We start from the raw sequence: 17,073 nt of genomic DNA, 5'->3' as shown, positions 1-17,073 counted from the left end.
GTTAACAATAATATTATATCCTTATCTTGTATTCTAGTGTACAAGGTAAGGATATAATTGTTTAGTTGGGAAGAATAATTTCAAAACATGTACCAGAACCAAGCTCACTCTTTACACTGATTTCTCCTCCATGAATCTTTATAATCTGTTTAGTTATAGCCATACCTAAACCTGTTCCCTCAACTCCATTGGAGGTATTTGTGCCTCTATAATGCCTGTTGAAAATATATAGCAAATCCTCAGGCGAAATTCCCTTTCCATCATCAGCTACCTGTATGTGAATTTGTCCTTCCTCATAGCTTAATTTCACCTTGATATTAACTGACTTATCATTGTGTATAATGGCATTATATAAAATATTGTTTATCCCTCGCCTAAAAAGAATTGAATCAAGTTCATATAAAATCTGTGTTTCATCACAGTTCCAATCCAAATGAACATTAGATATATCTACACCATTAAGCACATCGATAACAATATCTCTTAACAAAGTCACTAGGTTCACCGTCTGTAAATTTAACACCAAATGCCCTCTCTCAAGTCTTGTACTTAAATTTAAATCATCCACTAGATTTGAGATATAAAGTGCCTTATCTTCAATAACCTTTAAATAATGATGCATATTCTCTTCTGATATTCTTTCATCACTACGGAGTAATTCCCCATATCCACGAATAGATGCTAAAGGAGTTTTTATATCATGAGATATATTGGAGATCCAATTTTCTCTCATGGTATCTATGGCAACACGTTCTTTCTCATTGGATTGTAGCTGGTCCGACAGCTTATTGATATTAGAAAAGACCGAACCGTATAAGCCATTTGTTGGTAGAACTTGATTGTAATGTCCCTCAGTCAGATCCTCTATACTTTTGATCATCTGTCCTACGGGCTTTGTTAATCCTCTGCTAAAACCCATGCCAAAGAGCAAACCTAAAATTAGGTCCACAGCCAGAACAAGTAGCGCAAGTCCACCTATAATACTGGCAAAATAAGTTTTATTAAACGTAAAAAACGTCCTTTGAATGTCGCTATATGGCATACCAATTAAATAGGTATACGTCTCCTCCTCAAAAGATACCTCGCTTACAAACATCGTATCTGGATTTGCGTACTTATAATTGTGCACCAAAGTCATTGGTGTATATATCTGCGGAAGTTCTTTATTTCCATTGAATTGAAAAATTACCTTATAATCTGTATCGAGTATCTGAATCCAAGCATTATTTTCCATTAGGGAATTCTGTGCATCTTTGTCTAAGGAAAATTGTCCTTTTTCTAAACTAATATACTGAAAAAACTGTCTGGCATAATCCTCCGGGGTAATATAATGCTCATTGGCGATGCCATAGGAATAGGATTCCCTAGGTCCAAATTGAAATAAACTAAAGGCTATAAATCCATTGACTAATCCCACCACAATGATAACCATAATAATACTCATTAGATATTTAAAAGTCAAATGTAGCCTCATATTATTTATCCTTTACTACTAGCTTATAACCCAATCCTTTTACCGTAACTAAATACTCTGGATTGGACGGGTCTGTTTCAATCTGCTCTCTTATCTTTCTAATGTGTACCATAATAGTGTTGTCAAAGCCAATATAATCCTCTCCCCAGACTGACTCGCATAAATGTTCCTTACTTAAAATCAAATTAGGATGTTTAGCAAAATATTCAAGTAGCTTATATGCCTTAGGCTGCAATAGGATTTCTTCCTCTCCTTTAAAGAGCTCCCCTTTTAAGGGAGTCATCTTAAAAGGGCCAAAATTAATGGTCTCAATATCCTGTGTCTCAACTACAGATTCTGAGCGTTTTAAATGTGCTTTAACCCGATATGCAAGCTCCTTTGGACTAAAAGGCTTTGTCACATAATCATCTGCTCCAATTGCAAAGCCTACAATTCTATCAACTTCTTCCGTTTTAGCAGACACAAATACGATAGGAATCTGTGAATCCTCCCTTATAATTTTACACAGATCATGACCTTGAATATCAGGTAACATTACATCTAAAATCACCAAATCCGGCTGCCAGCTATGAAAATGCTCTAAAGCCTTAACTCCCGTGTTTACAGTTTTTATCTGTGTGAATCCTTCCAACTTCAAAACATGTTCAATTATCTCCAGTAGCTCGACTTCATCATCTACAACAAGTATTTTTTTATTAAATAGCACATCCATAGTATAGCTCCTTTATTTGTAATTTAGCTATAGTATACCCAAATCCAGCGCCACATGTTAAGTGATTTACACAAAAAAAGTGGATAGAATATATAAACCATAAATATGGAGAGGATAAAATACATAGAACAGATACTTCATCCCCTTTCCTCTCTGTCCATTATAAAGTGCTAAAAAAGGTAAAGCTCCTATCATCAGCCATTGGAAATTATTATAAAACAGTCCCTGTAAAGAAAGGTTTTGCCATGGTATTAGAGCAATAGATACCAACGCATACAGAGTAAGTTGAAGTGCTTTTTTATCACGGGATAAATAAAACAAGATTCCCAGCCCTACAAATACTGGGCCACCTTCAACGATCATTGGAGTTGGCAATAAAAACATGGCATAAATCATTCCTGGAATATGGAGGTTCATCATCATAAATATACCAAGGCCAACAGGCAACACCAATCCCAAAATCCCCAACACTATAGGCATGATACGTCTTTCTTTAATACCTTTTCCTAAATAGTCAATGATGGTTAAGTAAACAGTAATTAAAAAGAGAGTCGCAAAAATATTCGCCATGAGAGCAACGTTATCACCACGTTGAAACCATTTTGTAATCCATTGATTACTAAAAAACATTATCAATGAGCCCATATAAAGTCTACCCATATATTTGGAACGATTGCGTGTATGGATAAATCCTTCTACCACCATGAAGATGAATATTGGAGCCACAACACGCCCTATCCACGTAAACCACAAAGGAACTTGGTTAGTAAACGCAAAAAAGTAGTGCACATGATCAAAAATCATTAAGAATAATGCAATTAATTTTATCTGAAAACCTGTTAATCCTTTTTTAAACATATTATTCACCTCATTTTTTATTTTCATAATGAGTATAGCAGACTAAGTTTAAATGCTGTTAATCCAAACCTTAATTAAAGCTTAATTTATCAATTTTCATAAATTAAATAAGAGTATATATTCGAAAACCTATACTAAGAACTTAAAGTTTATATTTACTATTTTTTATTGATTAAAAGTCCTTGAAAAGGTAGCAAGCTCATAGAAGATTTGCAGGCTTGTGTGCTGTCGACTGTTTTCAATGGACGTGATATAGCAGAGCGCAATGTTCAGCTTGCCCGCAATAAATCAAAATATTCCTTATAGATAGCATGACTTTATGGTGTCATGTTTTATGTGATATAATGTAATTGATGTGGTACTATAAGATATTAAAAATCTCATATTGTAATCCAGACGCAAAGATGCAGAACTTAAAAGAGAAAAATGAAATAACAGCAAGTAAAATCAAGCAGTAATCTCTCTACTTCTTTATAATAAATGTAGAGTGGTTGAAATGAGGTGAACAGACGAATGTACGAGTGGCAGAAACAAATTCAAATAATGGTTGATGAAATTGACAAATGTATTAAAAATTATAATAATGAAGCCTTGACGCTACGCTTTCTTTCTTGCAGGCTGGGTTATTCCGAATTTCATACAACGAGAAAATTTAAAGAAATATCGGGTATGCAATTTAGGGATTATCTGCGGCATAGAAAATTAGCCCTTGCACTAAAAGAGGTGCGTGATAGTGAAAAAAGCATTTTGGATATTGCTTTTGATTATGGTTTTTCATCACATGAAGCTTTTACCAGAGCTTTCAAGGGAACATATGGTATAACTCCAAGTGAATATCGAAAAAAGCCTAAGCCTGTCGTTCTTCGTACAAAGATAAATCCTTTCGACCGCTACTTTTTAGGATTTGGAGAGATTGGTATGATTAAATCTACAGATGATGTCAAAATTTATTTTGTAACCATTCCCGCACACAAATTTTTGCACATTAAAAACTATGAGAGTAATGGGTATTGGGATTTTTGGCAAAAGCAAAGTCTTATTCCAGAACAGGACTGCGAAACAATTTGCGGCTTACTCGATAGTATCAAGGGTAAATTGGATGATGATGGCGGGAGCGAATCTAACGGCAGCAGCGGTCAGATTATGGCGTACATTAATGACCCAGACGGCAGACTCTGCGATTGGGGTATTCCACGTACAGAGTGTTATGGTGCACGTCTTCCTTTTGATTATAAAGCGAAGTACCACCACAAATGCTTATGATTGATGTTCCCGAAGCCGAGTATATTGTTTTTGAACATGGGCCATTCGACTATGAGCAGGAAAATCGTAGTATGGAGGAAAAGATGGAAAAGGCAATGTCAACTTTTGATTTTACAGACACTGGTTACTGCTTTGATACTTCCCCTGGTAGAATAATTTACTTTTCATTTAATCCTGAGCGGTTTTGGAAGTATATCAGACCAGTGCGGAAATAAATAAAAGCTACTGAACTATAAAGCTAAATTAAGTAAGTACGCACTTGCCGCCCAACGGAAAATAAAAAAAATCGTTGTTTGGTTTGGCGGCAAAGTTTCCATGCGCCTAATCAAATACAAAAAGCCTAACGGTGGTTTTGAAATAACAATCAAAGCCGCCGTTTTCCTTTTTCAAAAATGGGGCAGCGGAGAGTGTATTAAAGTCCCCCTTTTTCACGGAAGAAGAAAGTGCTTGACAAGAATAGATTTTTCTACTATTCTTTGTTAATTGCAAAATCTTTGTTAAATTTTTAATTTACAGAATATATTGACAAATTTAATTTACCTTAATATAATTAATGTATACATGTATACATGTATACATTAATTATATTAAGGAGGGCAGTTTAGATTTCTGGAAGAGCAAACTTATAAACTGAATATCAAGGAGGCTTACTAATGAATAAGAAATATGTGTTTCCATGTTTGTTATTAGCTATTGCAATTATGACAGCAGGTATTTTCTATAAGGAAAATCATAATAGAAAAAACCCAAGTTCAACGGGTCCTATTGTCATTAGACTTGCCCATGTTACTAATGAAGTATCCCCTATTCATTTGTCTTCCGTCTATTTCAAAGAAATTTTGGAAGAAAGATCTGGGAGCAGATTCGAAGTACAGGTATTTCCTAATAGTCAATTAGGCGGGGATAGACAAGCTGTAGAAGCAGTAAGTATTGGATCCTTAAACGCAACTTTTCCTGGAACAGCAGTTTTAGCCGGGTTTGAGCCTAAGTTTATGGTGGGAGATTTGCCTTTTATATTTAAAACTCGTGAAGCAGCATACAATGCATTTGATAATGAACTAGGTGTAGAGCTCAATAAATTACTTGAACCACTTGACTTGGTTAACTTAGGATATGGAGAGACAGGTTACAGGCATATAACAAATAATAAAAAACCCATTACCTCTCCCGATGATTTGAAAGGTGTCCAAATCAGGACTATGGAGAACCAAATCCATATGGCATCTTTCTCACAATGGGGGGCAAATCCTACACCCATCAGTTTTTCAGAGTTATTTACAGCATTACAACAAAATACCATTGATGCACAAGAAAATCCATTGCAAATTATATCTTCTTCTAGGTTTTATGAAGTACAAGACTATTTATCTCTAACCGGACACTTCTTTGCATCAGGTAGTCTATTATTTAATAAAGAATTTGTTGATAATCTTCCAGATGATTTAAATAAACTCTTAAATGAATGTGCTAAGGAAATGATTGCATATGAAAGAGAGCTTACACAAGAAATGGAAAAAGGATATCTTGACGAATTAAGAAATGCCGGAATGAAAATAAATGAATTAACTCCTGAACAAAAAGATCCATTCATCGAAGCAGCACAACCCGTTTATGAGCAGTTTGAAAAAATGCTAGGAAAAGATCTAATAGAATTAGCTAAAAAATACAACTAATTGGAAAGGGTGAAAACGTTGAAATTATTAAAAGCATTAGATAAACATTTCGAAACTTATTTCCTTATTGCTACTTTAGTGTTTATGGTTGTTATTATTTCAGTACAAGTTTTTCTTAGAACTTTCTTTCATTATTCACTGACATGGGCTGAAGAGCTTTCCCGTTACATAATGCTATATCAAATATGGGTAGGCGCTTCTTTAGCAGTAAAGGAAGATGCTCACTTGAGGATTACATCTGTGAAAGATAGTTTATCGCCATCTGGACAAGTTAAATTAGAAATCTTCGTTATAGTTTTGTGGACAGTCTTCGTGGCCTTCCTAACTATTAAATCTGGACAATTGGTTGATATATTATTAAACAGAGGACAAGTATCTCCTGCTATGCAAATTCCAATGGCATATGCATATGCTTCAGTTCCATTTGGTTGTGGTCTCATGGTTATTAGATTATGTCAAAAGCTTTTCCATGAAGTTAAAAAACTAGAAAGCTTGGAGGTATAGAATATGATTATTGTCTTATTCCTTTTATTGGCCCTATTTGTAACTATTAGTATACCCATAGGTATAGCATTAGGCTTAGCTACTCTATTGACCTTAATATTCATGACTAATATAGAGCCTATTATGATTGCACAAAATGCCTTTGCAGCATTAGATTCTTTTACATTGATGGCAATTCCATTTTTCATGTTAGCAGGAAACTTTATGAGATATGGCGGCGTTTCAAAAAGATTATTAAACTTAGCTGACCATATTATAGGATATGTAACCGGTGGGCTTGGTATGGTAACAACTCTAACTTGTATGTTCTTTGCTGCAATTTCTGGTTCCGGTCCAGCAACGGTTTCAGCTGTTGGATCATTTATGATGCCAGCAATGAAGGAAAAGGGATATGATGAGGGATATGCTGCAGCATTAACGGCAGCAGCAGGAACCATCGGTGTTATTATTCCACCATCCATTCCATTTGTTATTTATGGTGTTGTAACGGGTACTTCCATAGGTTCTCTTTTCTTAGCCGGAATTATACCGGGGATAATAATGGGTCTTGCACTAATGATTGTAAACTACAGAACATCAAAGAAAAATGGATATACTGGCTCTGGAGAAAGACCTACAATAAAATCTGTCTTGAAAGCTACAAAGGATGCTTTCTGGGCTTTATTAAGCCCAGTTATCATACTTGGCGGTATTTATAGTGGATATTTTACACCAACGGAGGCAGCAGCCATTTCTTGTGTATATACTTGGTTTATCGGAACCTTTGTATATAAGGAAATCGGAAAACAAGAATTATTTGATTGTTTAAAAGATACGGTAGTCATTGCAGGTGCTACATCCTTCATGATTGGACTTTCAATGAGTTTCGCATTCTTATTAACTATGGAGCAAGTTCCGGGTACTATTGCAAAAGCATTATTAGATTTTTCAAATAACAAAATCGTCATTCTATTGTTAATCAATATCTTCTTATTAGTAGTCGGATGTTTCATTGATAATATTTCAAGCTGTACTATTTTAGCTCCTATTTTCTTACCAGTTGTAGTAGCTCTTGGGATTAACCCAATACATTTTGGCATAATCATGACTATGAATCTATCCATTGGATTTATCACACCTCCTTATGGTGCTAATCTTTTCATTGCATCAGCAGTAGGAAAAACTCCTATGGATCGTATTATTAAGCATGTATGGCCACTAATTGGTGCCATTATCGCTGTCTTGCTACTTACAACCTTTATTCCAGCATTGTCCATGATTTTTGTTTAAAATAATATTATATATTAAAGGAGAGATAATAAATGAGATCATCTAATAAAAGATTAGAGTCTATGCCATTTGGAGGATTATATGAAATCTTTGCAAAAGCAAATAAGTTAGAAGAACAGGGCAAAAGAATAATTCATATGGAAATTGGTAGACCAGATTTTGACTCACCTATCGTTGCAAAGGAAGCAGTTAAAAAAGCATTAGATAGCCAACAGGTACATTATACTGATGTTAATGGGATCGAACCTCTAAGAAAGGCAATTTGTGAAAAAGAAGAGAGACGTTTTGGGCTCAAATATGATTATAATTCAGAAATATCTGTAATGGCTGGAGCAGCAGAAGCTATTGGCGTCATTATAGCAACCATGATGGATTTCGGCGATGAAATTATTTCACCTAGCCCATTTTTCTCTGCATATAAAGAACAAGCTCTTATTGCAGGAGTTAAGTTAGTAGAAGTACCTGTACTCATGTCAGATAATTGGGAATTAAATGTAAAAGAGATAGAAAAAAGAATCACTCCAAAGACAAAAATGCTATTACTCAATTCACCAAATAATCCAGCTGGCTATGTATTAAATAAAGAAAACTTAGAAAAAATCGCAACTCTTGTTAAAGAAAGGGATTTAATAGTCATTTCAGATGAATGCTATGATGAATTCATATATGGAGAAAAACATATCTCCATTTCAACCTTAGAAGATATGAGGGATAGAACTTTGGTTGTAAAATCTACTTCAAAGTCATATTCAATGACTGGCTGGAGAATTGGATATGTACTGGGGCCTGCAAATGCAATCAAATATATTAATAAGGTACATCAAAACTTCTCTACATGTTGTACAGCATTTGCACAATGGGGGGCAGTGGAAGCTTTCAATCACGGAGATAGCTTTATAGACGATATGGTAAAAGAGTTCAAAAGAAGAGGCGACTATTTGTATGAATCCTTATCAAAAATAGATGGGCTAAAGATGGTAAAACCGAAAGGTGCTTTTTATGCATTTCCTGACATTACATCCTTCGGCATGACAGAAGCAGATTTTTGTAGCTATTTAATGGAAATCGCAGGAGTTGTAGGTGTTCCAGGGACAGCCTTCGGAGATTATGGAAAGGGTCATGTTAGACTAGCATATTGTCGTTCTTATGAAGATATAGTAGAAGCATGTGATAAAATCAAAGCAGCTTTAGGAAAACTATAGGCAATCACTTAAATATAGAAAGAGGTATATCCATGAGATTTGATAAAGAAGTTATGAAGGATTTAATCGAAAAGAATTTATTAGATTTTGTAGGAACTAGAAGTGATACTAATTCTAAAGAAGAAAAAAATATAGAGGGGTTCTTTAAACAATGGTTTTCTAGGATAGAATACTTTCAAAACAACCCTGAGCACTATGGATTATTTGAAATACCAGATGATTACCTTGGTAGAAAAGTACCTTGGTGTCTATTAAAAGGAAAAGGTAAAGACACCATTGTATTTATCCATCACAATGACATCGTTGAAACAAAAGATTATGGGACTTTAGAATCTCTTTGCTTAAAGCCTTATGAATTAATGGAGTCTTTCAAGGCAGAGAAAATGCAACTTCCTTCTTTGGCAAAGGAGGACCTTTTCAGTGATAAATGGATTTTTGGACGTGGAGTTAGTGATATGAAAGGTGGGGGCTCTATCCAACTATCATTGATTGAAGAATATAGCAAAGATTCAAACTTTAAAGGTAATATTGTTCTAATTTCTGTGCCAGACGAAGAAAATTTATCCGCAGGTATGAGAGGTGCAGCTCTTCATCTGAAATCACTAAAGGATAAATATGATTTAGAATATAAATTGATGTTAAACTCAGAACCCCATGAGCGAGGAGATGACTTGAGACCTACCCTATATGATGGGTCTATTGGCAAAATTATGCCTGTTGTATATGTCCGTGGAAAGCTTGCACATGTTGGTCAAGTATATTCCGGGTTAAATCCAATTAATTTACTATCTGAGATTATTCGTAGAACAGAATTAAATCCAAACTTTATAGAGAAGGTTGGCAATACTACTAATCCACCACCAACGTGGCTATATCATAAAGATAGAAAAATGGTTTATGATGTATCATTACCAATTGCTTCCTGTGGATATATGAGTATACTTCCATTGAAAAGGACTCCAAAATCACTAATGGATGAGTTGAAAAACATTAGCATCCAATCATTTCAAAAAGTAATTGAAGATATGAATGTAAGTTATAAGGCATATACAAATATAGCAGGCTTAGAATTTGAAAAGTTTACTTGGGAACCTAATGTTAAATTTTATTCTGAATTATATAGTGAAGCTATTAAGGATTCAGGTGAAGATTTTGAGAGTGCCTATGAGAACCTCATGGTAAAAATAAAGGAAAAATTTAATTCAAATAAGATCACAACAATAGAAGCAGCAAATACCATCATTGAAAAGACCTTAGAATATGTAAAAGATGTATCTCCATGTGTTATTCTTGCACTTACACCACCATATTATCCAAGTACAAACAATAACATGCTCGGAGAAAAATCAGCTATAATTTATGAAATCATAGAATATATCAAAACATATGCAAAAGATCATTTCCATGAAGAGTATATAGTGCAAAACTATTTTACCGGTATTTCAGACTTAAGCTATTCTATGTTTGTATCAGATCAAAGCAATATTGATTATATAGCAAATAATATGCTTATGTGGAAAGATATATATTATATTCCTCTAGAGGTGATTAAGGAAATCTCCATGCCTGTAATAAATATAGGTCCTTGGGGTAGAGATTTACACAAATATACAGAGAGAGTATATAAAGAAGACTTATTTTACAAAACACCAAAATTGATCGATTTATTTGTATCAAGACTATTGGAAAATTATTAGGGGGAATATAAAATGGGAAGAAAAGTTGTTCTAAGTAGTGTATTAATAGATGATCCAACCTACGAACGAAAATTGATTGAAGATGCTGGGCTAAATTTAGTATTTATACCAAATAGTGATCAAGAAAGATTCTTAAAAGAAGTAGTAGATACAGATGCAGTTATCACAGCAGATAAGCCAATTACAAAGGAAATCATTGATTCCATGAAAAATTGTAAAGTCATTGTTAGACAGGGTATTGGTTATGATACTATAGACCTTATAAGTTCAAAAGAAAAGGGTATTGCAGTATGCAATATTCCCGACTATAGCATAGAGGAAGTATCAGATTTTACTCTTGCTCTAATGTTAACAATACTAAGGCACACTAATGTTTATGATCAACATACAAGGAAAGGTATATGGGATATACAAAGCGTCCATACAGTAAGCGGTTTCCCTGCAATGAGAAGATTCTCAACGCAAACACTTGGAATATTTGGTTTTGGAAGGATTGCAAAATTAGTTGCAAAAAAATCAAAACCTTTTGGATTTAAAATAATTGCAACAGATCCTTATGTAGATCCTAAGATAGCAGAAGATATGGATGTACAATTGGTTGATTTCGATACTGTAGTAAAAGAATCAGATATCATGTCTATCAATACTCCTTTGACATCGGAAACAAGACATCAATTTAATATTGAAGTATTTAAGAAAATGAAACCAACTGCATTTATTGTAAATACAGGAAGGGGTCCTCTTATTAAAGAGGATGATTTATATGAAGCTTTGAAAAATAAAATTATTGCAGGAGCAGCAATCGACGTAACTGAAACTGAGCCATTGCCAGTTGATAACAAGTTGTTTACATTAGACAATTTAATTATTTCACCTCATGCTGCTTTCTTCACATCTGATTCCTTGGAAGAATTGAGAAGAAGGGCATGTGAAGAAGTAATTCGAGTTTTAAGTGGACAAGAACCAGAAAATAGGGTAAATAAATAAAATGGGGTTAAGCTGTACATCTTGATTGTACAGCTTATTTAATCTTCTTGACTGAATAGAAAAGAAAAGATAATATATATATATAAGAGGTTGGAGGAGGTTTTATATGAGACAATTACCTCAAATAAAGTCCAAAGGTACTTTGGCTGAAAGAACATATGATATACTAAAAAATGCCATTGTAGAGCTGGAATTAAAGCCAGGGGAATTGATTACGGAAGAAGATATCTCAGAACAACTTGGTGTTTCCAGAACACCAATTAGGTCTGCTCTTAATCGCCTTTTACATGAGGAATTAATTGAAATGATTCCTGGAAAAGGAACTTTTGTAGCACAATTAACTAAAAAACAGATTGATGATTTGCTAAGTATTAGAGAATTGCTAGAAAGCCTTTCTATTCAATTAGCTGCTACTCTAAGGACACAGGAAGATTTAGAAAAAATCGAGTATATATTATATAAGCAGGAACAATCCTTTACTGGACAATTTAAGAGTCAACAGGATTTTTTAACCTTTGATTCAGAGTTCCATTGTTTAATAGCAGAAATTAGCCAAAATAAATATCTAGAAAAACAATTATTGCAAATCCTAAATAACTGTAGACGTTATCTAAATGCTACAACCATAGATATAATTATGCCAGATGTCTTGAAAGAACATAAAGAGTTATATGAGCAGATTAAAAATCAAGATGTAGAAAAGGCAAAGCTATGTATGCAAAAACATATTGATAATATCAGAACCCGTATGATCGAGAATTTAAATTATGATGATATAAAATGAAATATCCATTAGAAAACCTAAACTATTAGATTTTCTAATGGATATCTTCATCTTTTGTATCTTGCAAATTTTATCTTTTGTGTGGAGAGGTTTGTCCTCTTATTCTTTTTATACCCCTCAATGGTATGTTAAAACATTAACTTTTAATTTTTTTAAATTTTTATAGTTTCATATCACCAGGTTTTATAAATCCTTTTTTTCTCATCCATTCTGATACACCAAGAGATATTATTCCTGGCAATATAAAATGCATCATAATAATTAAAATTAATGTCTTTGGTGCAGCACCCATTGCATCTATGGTGGAAAATTGACCTACTAAACCACTAGTTCCCATACCAGCACCCATACTAGTTCCTTGCATTTTGACTATATAAGTAGATATAGGTCCCAATATGGCAGATGAAATTATGGCTGGTATCCAAATTCTTGGATTTTTTATTATATTTGGTATTTGTAACATCGATGTACCTAATCCCTGAGCAATAAGTCCTCCAAATCCATTCTCCCTATAGGATGCTACTGCAAATCCTATCATATTAGCTGCACATCCTACAGTACTAGCTCCTGCTGCAAGTCCTGACAGCCCTAAGGATATTGCAAGAGCTGCCGAACTTATAGGAAGTGTAAGAACTATTCCCATTACTACTGATACTATTATTCCCATTGGTATAGGATGCATTTCTGTTGCTTTATTGATAATCCCTCCAAAGAAATTCATTATCATAGTCATATATGGGGCTACGTATTGACCAACAAATCCACCTATTATAATAGTAGCTAACGGAACTAATACTATATCAACTTTAGTTTTTCCGCTGATTAACTTTGAAAATTCTGCACCTATTAAGGCTGCAATGAAAGCTCCCACAGGCTCTCCTGTATTTATAATTGCTGTAGCACCATCAAATGTAATACTTCCTGCACCAATTGCTCCCACTACTACAGAGGCAAAAATGCCTAAAGGTGGAGCACCTACACTATAGGCTACCCCTGCACCAATTGCTGGTCCCATCAATTTTTGTGCTATAGAACCAAAATTAATGAGTTGATCCATATTAAATAATGTACCTATTTGTTTAATTATTAGTCCAATAAGTAAAGATGAAAAAAGTCCCCAAGCCATGCCATTTAATACCTTAACAAAATAATTCTGTATGCCACCCTTTGATTTTGCCATTTGAACATCCCCTTGCTCATTTGTATTTACAGCTGTCTTGTCACCTGTAACTATAAATATACCATCCTAATCTTCTTTTATCAAGTATTTTTTTTCTAAAAGGACTTCCTTTATTCTCCTTAATGCATCTTCATCATCTACTTCTATAGTGTGTAAATGAACGCCACCTGTCAGAGAGGATAGCGGCTCTGCTTTAGTGATTTCTAAACTATCTATAAATAATTCTAAATCATGTCTAGATCCTATTTGTAATTGAGACTTTATTTCTCCATATAAGGGATGCTCTACTATTACATCTATAACCCTTCCCCCTAGATCAACTATTGTTCTGAGTTCCTCTTCTAGCTCAATATTATTTTTGTGAGTACAAACTATGGTCTTCGTTAATCTTCTTTTTTCATGGATTTTAGGTATTAAATATCCTTGAGGGGTAGCAAGTATATTTTCTCCTCTGGCCCTTAATATTGCAATATCTTGAACTATTACTTGTCTACTGACCTCTAGTTGCTCAGATAAATCTGTTCCTTTAACGGGTCTCTCTGATTTACTTAAGATATTGAGTATTTCTTGTCTTCTTTCATTTGCATCCATAGATTTCCCCCCCTTTTTACAATTCACAATGCACAATTTTAAAATCGATCTCCGGTCACTGAGAAATGCTTCAAAGCTAGACCCCAACAATTGTGAACTGTGCATTGTGAATTGCTATAATTACTCCCATCTAAGGTCATGTCCATAAAATTTAAGTGGAATAAATTTATCTAATATCCTTGAAAATACTCTATCTGTATAGGTCTCAGATATTTCTTTTGGTGTCAAGTTAGTTGATATTATTGTCTTCTTACCTGCTATTATTCTGGTATTTACAATATTAAATATTTCTGCATTTGTGAAAGTATTAGCTACTTCTGTACCTAAGTCATCAATAATTAGTAAATCTGCTTCAAATAGTAATTTATATTGATAATCATTGTTATCTTTACCATCTTTCCCAAATCTATGTCTTTCTATTATTTCTAGTATTGTAAAGGCGGTTTGGTATATTACTATTTTATTTTTATCTAGTAGAGATTTAGCCATACAATTGCATAGAAAGGTCTTTCCCAATCCTGTTGTTCCATAGAATAACAGATTCTCCCCATTATTTTCATTAAAATTGCTAATAAAGCCTTCCGCAATGCCTACTATATCTATCATATTTTCCCTAGGTGTCATCCTTTCATTTCCAAAGGCTCATCTTTAAATATATTAATATCAAAGGTCTTAAAGTTTTCTTTCTGGAGAACATTTTCTATATTAGACATCTTATAAGCACGAGATACTAATGCCTGTTTCAAACAATTACATTGATTGCCATTATCTAGATACCCTGTATCTTTACAAGTTTCACAATCATACCTTATATCCATATAATCTACAGGAATATTAGATTCCGTCATTAAATAAGCTTTCTCCATCTTCAATTTTTCAATTGTTTTCCTTGCCTTTTCTACACTTTCTTTATAGTTGTCAGGATTGCCTATTATATATTTAGACACAGAAAGTCCAGTTCTTAAAATATCCTCATCTATTCTTTTAATTGCTGGTATCTTTTTATAGACTTTTTCTTTTCTTATTCTCTGTTCATGTAGTTGTCTATCTCTTTTTCTTTCATATTCAATTGATAACTCTTTTAATATATCCTTATACATACTTATACTTCTCCTTTTGCCTTCTGATTATAGGCTTCTCTCTTCCTTCTTGCAATACCTTCCAATTCTTCTGAGGTATATTTATCAGTTCTTTGCTCAAAATTATGAAATCTTGTTTTAAGTGGAACATTCTTTATTTGAGAAGGTTTTGCTACCTTATATTCTTTTTTCTCTTTAGGCTTATCTTTTTCTTCAATATCTTCTAAGGTCTTTATATTTTTTTCATTCCAAGATTTTAATACTCCATCAATATAATTAACACTAGGATTTGCAGTCTTAGATGAAGATTCACATCCTTTGAGGACCATTTCTAAAGAGAATTTATATTCTTCAAACCATTTATCGATAACTTTCATCTCACCTTGTGAAATAGTTCTATTATCAAATCCTAAAGCCTTCATAACTTTTTGATATCTATAAAACTTTTCATCCTGAGTTCTAAAATGTTCTATTACTGCTTCCATGTTTGTAAATCCACTATCATACCAGTTTCTTATAATTCCCTCTATATAATTTACATTTCTAACTCCTTTTCTTTCAACTCCATAGGAAAAGGCTTTTTCAATTACATCAGGATTCATATTATAATCTTGTATCCAAGATAATATTTTTTGTTTCTCCGTAGTTTGAGTTTGCCTTCTCATTATATCATCTATACGATTAAACATTTTATTTATTGCAGGTATTTGATTTGCGTCTATTAAATCTTGAGGCGTAATTGATTTTGGTTTTTTAATGGTTTCTTCTTTATTATTAAATAAACTAAGGTTATTTTTTATGTACAATTGTTTTAGGTTCAAGAATTTTACCTTGTAATTATATTTATCTTTTTCGTTCACTACTATCTTTTTTATTATTCCTTTACTTTCCCAAAAGTCCCAAGCTCTTAATACATCTTCCAAAGGTATTTCCAAATGTTTTGCTATTATCTGATTATTTACCTCTATCTTCTCATCTCTGTCATGAGCATATTTATATCCTAATAGATATACTTTAACATAGGTTCCATTCGCCATTGGCATAAAATCATTTATAAATATATTTTCTATAGGAGTATCTCCTAAATCCATATCTGTAGTTTCAAGGGTGAAACTCATATTATCAGCTCCAATAATATCATTATTTCCTTAGTTCAAAAAATCTTTTCTTGTTTAAGACCATTTTGTAAATATAATTATATATCTTTTTATCTGTTATTACAAAAGAAGATTTTTCTTCTAAGTAATAGGTGCTAGATAAATCCAATTCAGAGTCAAAAAATTCATCTAAATAGTATCCAATAGGTTTAAATCCAATCTTTTGATAAACTCTGTAAGCTCTTTTATTAAATTCAGCTACTTCTAATATCATTTTCTTCATTTTCATATCGGTAAAATAATGCCTTAAAAATGTATCTAAAATTTCTGTTCCATATCCTTTATTTACCTGATTTGGATCTAAAACTATGCCTAGTGTGGATTCTCTCTTAATTACTTTTATATCCTTAATCCCCATATAGCCTATCAATTTTCCTTCTTCATTTCTTATACCATAATATTTGTTAAATAGCCTATTTGCCTTCATTGCATACCATATCTTTATTTCCTTATCATTCATTGGTGGAAAATTATAGTCCTCTATTAAAGGATTTTCGTGAGTTCCCCATTCCCTCATAAGAAATACATCTTTAAGTTGTAGCTCTCTAATGATAACTCTTTTCCCCTTTATCTCCAACTTTATCACCTTCTTGATAAAATTATTACTTCGAGAATTGACCTCCCGAAGTAAAATAAGTCTAGT

The 17,073-nt window shown here is 33.2% G+C and carries 18 protein-coding genes; 9 read left to right on the top strand and 9 right to left on the bottom strand.

The features are described 5' to 3' along the window. Positions 1–61 precede the first annotated feature (61 nt). From CIW83_RS00300 to CIW83_RS00290, 3 genes are all read right to left on the bottom strand, one after another. Positions 62–1,462, bottom strand: coding sequence for a sensor histidine kinase KdpD (locus tag CIW83_RS00300; RefSeq protein ID WP_158219971.1), 1,401 nt, complete (start codon positions 1,460–1,462; stop codon positions 62–64). 13 nt (positions 1,463–1,475) lie between these two features. Next, positions 1,476–2,186 (bottom strand): response regulator transcription factor, encoded by a 711-nt coding sequence (locus CIW83_RS00295; protein ID WP_094898692.1) that lies wholly within the window; start codon positions 2,184–2,186, stop codon positions 1,476–1,478. A 66-nt stretch (positions 2,187–2,252) separates the two neighbouring features. Further along, positions 2,253–3,044: a TraX family protein gene (locus tag CIW83_RS00290; RefSeq protein WP_094898691.1), complete on the bottom strand. Its 792-nt coding sequence runs from the start codon at positions 3,042–3,044 to the stop codon at positions 2,253–2,255. Positions 3,045–3,557: 513 nt separating this feature from the next. Between CIW83_RS00290 and CIW83_RS00285 the strand changes: the two genes are divergently transcribed. The 9 genes from CIW83_RS00285 to CIW83_RS00250 all read left to right on the top strand — a co-directional run bounded on the left by CIW83_RS00285 (position 3,558) and on the right by CIW83_RS00250 (position 12,423). Next, positions 3,558–4,307, top strand: a complete 750-nt coding sequence (locus CIW83_RS00285; RefSeq protein WP_235601183.1) for a helix-turn-helix transcriptional regulator — start codon at positions 3,558–3,560, stop codon at positions 4,305–4,307. A gap of 83 nt (positions 4,308–4,390) precedes the next feature. After that, positions 4,391–4,522: a hypothetical protein gene (locus tag CIW83_RS24115; protein WP_255374240.1), complete on the top strand. Its 132-nt coding sequence runs from the start codon at positions 4,391–4,393 to the stop codon at positions 4,520–4,522. Positions 4,523–4,960: 438 nt separating this feature from the next. Then, complete coding sequence (locus CIW83_RS00280; RefSeq protein WP_094898690.1) at positions 4,961–5,980, top strand: DctP family TRAP transporter solute-binding subunit; 1,020 nt, start codon at positions 4,961–4,963, stop codon at positions 5,978–5,980. 18 nt (positions 5,981–5,998) lie between these two features. Continuing rightward, positions 5,999–6,484 carry a TRAP transporter small permease gene (locus CIW83_RS00275; RefSeq protein ID WP_094898689.1) on the top strand — a complete coding sequence of 162 codons (486 nt, stop codon included), beginning with the start codon at positions 5,999–6,001 and terminating at the stop codon, positions 6,482–6,484. A gap of 3 nt (positions 6,485–6,487) precedes the next feature. Further along, positions 6,488–7,753 (top strand): TRAP transporter large permease, encoded by a 1,266-nt coding sequence (locus tag CIW83_RS00270; protein ID WP_094898688.1) that lies wholly within the window; start codon positions 6,488–6,490, stop codon positions 7,751–7,753. A gap of 32 nt (positions 7,754–7,785) precedes the next feature. Next, entirely contained in the window at positions 7,786–8,955 is a 1,170-nt protein-coding gene (locus CIW83_RS00265) for a pyridoxal phosphate-dependent aminotransferase (RefSeq protein ID WP_094898687.1), read from the top strand. Between the two features lie 32 nt (positions 8,956–8,987). Then, positions 8,988–10,652: a M20/M25/M40 family metallo-hydrolase gene (locus CIW83_RS00260; protein ID WP_094898686.1), complete on the top strand. Its 1,665-nt coding sequence runs from the start codon at positions 8,988–8,990 to the stop codon at positions 10,650–10,652. 12 nt (positions 10,653–10,664) lie between these two features. After that, on the top strand, positions 10,665–11,639 hold the full coding sequence (locus CIW83_RS00255; protein ID WP_094898685.1) for a C-terminal binding protein: 975 nt from the start codon (positions 10,665–10,667) through the stop codon (positions 11,637–11,639). 106 nt (positions 11,640–11,745) lie between these two features. Beyond that, entirely contained in the window at positions 11,746–12,423 is a 678-nt protein-coding gene (locus CIW83_RS00250; protein WP_094898684.1) for a GntR family transcriptional regulator, read from the top strand. A 160-nt stretch (positions 12,424–12,583) separates the two neighbouring features. Here CIW83_RS00250 and CIW83_RS00245 read toward each other — a convergent pair whose 3' ends face one another. The 6 genes from CIW83_RS00245 to CIW83_RS00225 all read right to left on the bottom strand — a co-directional run bounded on the left by CIW83_RS00245 (position 12,584) and on the right by CIW83_RS00225 (position 17,007). Further along, positions 12,584–13,603 carry a PTS transporter subunit IIC gene (locus CIW83_RS00245; RefSeq protein ID WP_094898683.1) on the bottom strand — a complete coding sequence of 340 codons (1,020 nt, stop codon included), beginning with the start codon at positions 13,601–13,603 and terminating at the stop codon, positions 12,584–12,586. 66 nt (positions 13,604–13,669) lie between these two features. Then, positions 13,670–14,194 (bottom strand): transcription repressor NadR, encoded by a 525-nt coding sequence (locus CIW83_RS00240; RefSeq protein WP_094898682.1) that lies wholly within the window; start codon positions 14,192–14,194, stop codon positions 13,670–13,672. Between the two features lie 120 nt (positions 14,195–14,314). Continuing rightward, on the bottom strand, positions 14,315–14,818 hold the full coding sequence (locus tag CIW83_RS23465) for an ATP-binding protein (protein ID WP_235601182.1): 504 nt from the start codon (positions 14,816–14,818) through the stop codon (positions 14,315–14,317). Continuing rightward, positions 14,815–15,294, bottom strand: coding sequence for a hypothetical protein (locus CIW83_RS23460; protein ID WP_235601181.1), 480 nt, complete (start codon positions 15,292–15,294; stop codon positions 14,815–14,817). The genes CIW83_RS23465 and CIW83_RS23460 overlap by 4 nt, the downstream gene beginning before the upstream one ends. A 2-nt stretch (positions 15,295–15,296) precedes the next feature. Further along, on the bottom strand, positions 15,297–16,391 hold the full coding sequence (locus tag CIW83_RS00230) for a DnaD domain protein (RefSeq protein WP_094898681.1): 1,095 nt from the start codon (positions 16,389–16,391) through the stop codon (positions 15,297–15,299). Positions 16,392–16,413: 22 nt separating this feature from the next. Continuing rightward, entirely contained in the window at positions 16,414–17,007 is a 594-nt protein-coding gene (locus tag CIW83_RS00225; RefSeq protein ID WP_094898680.1) for a GNAT family N-acetyltransferase, read from the bottom strand. Positions 17,008–17,073: the final 66 nt, after the last annotated feature.

Source organism: Tissierella sp. P1, assembly GCF_002266425.1.
GTDB classification, from domain to species: Bacteria; Bacillota; Clostridia; order Tissierellales; family Tissierellaceae; genus Tissierella; species Tissierella carlieri.
Note: the sequence above shows the minus strand (reverse complement) of the source record. Positions and strands in the feature narration are given on the sequence as shown.

Coding starts and splice junctions, on each gene's coding strand:
- CIW83_RS00285 (WP_235601183.1), top strand. CDS start 3,558: ATGTACGAGTGGCAGAAACAAATTCAAATAATGGTTGATGAAATTGAC.
- CIW83_RS23460 (WP_235601181.1), bottom strand. CDS start 15,294: ATGTATAAGGATATATTAAAAGAGTTATCAATTGAATATGAAAGAAAA.
- CIW83_RS00230 (WP_094898681.1), bottom strand. CDS start 16,391: ATGAGTTTCACCCTTGAAACTACAGATATGGATTTAGGAGATACTCCT.
- CIW83_RS00250 (WP_094898684.1), top strand. CDS start 11,746: ATGAGACAATTACCTCAAATAAAGTCCAAAGGTACTTTGGCTGAAAGA.
- CIW83_RS00295 (WP_094898692.1), bottom strand. CDS start 2,186: ATGGATGTGCTATTTAATAAAAAAATACTTGTTGTAGATGATGAAGTC.
- CIW83_RS00245 (WP_094898683.1), bottom strand. CDS start 13,603: ATGGCAAAATCAAAGGGTGGCATACAGAATTATTTTGTTAAGGTATTA.
- CIW83_RS00240 (WP_094898682.1), bottom strand. CDS start 14,194: ATGGATGCAAATGAAAGAAGACAAGAAATACTCAATATCTTAAGTAAA.
- CIW83_RS00270 (WP_094898688.1), top strand. CDS start 6,488: ATGATTATTGTCTTATTCCTTTTATTGGCCCTATTTGTAACTATTAGT.
- CIW83_RS00290 (WP_094898691.1), bottom strand. CDS start 3,044: ATGTTTAAAAAAGGATTAACAGGTTTTCAGATAAAATTAATTGCATTA.
- CIW83_RS00265 (WP_094898687.1), top strand. CDS start 7,786: ATGAGATCATCTAATAAAAGATTAGAGTCTATGCCATTTGGAGGATTA.
- CIW83_RS00280 (WP_094898690.1), top strand. CDS start 4,961: ATGAATAAGAAATATGTGTTTCCATGTTTGTTATTAGCTATTGCAATT.
- CIW83_RS00255 (WP_094898685.1), top strand. CDS start 10,665: ATGGGAAGAAAAGTTGTTCTAAGTAGTGTATTAATAGATGATCCAACC.
- CIW83_RS23465 (WP_235601182.1), bottom strand. CDS start 14,818: ATGACACCTAGGGAAAATATGATAGATATAGTAGGCATTGCGGAAGGC.
- CIW83_RS24115 (WP_255374240.1), top strand. CDS start 4,391: ATGGAAAAGGCAATGTCAACTTTTGATTTTACAGACACTGGTTACTGC.
- CIW83_RS00260 (WP_094898686.1), top strand. CDS start 8,988: ATGAGATTTGATAAAGAAGTTATGAAGGATTTAATCGAAAAGAATTTA.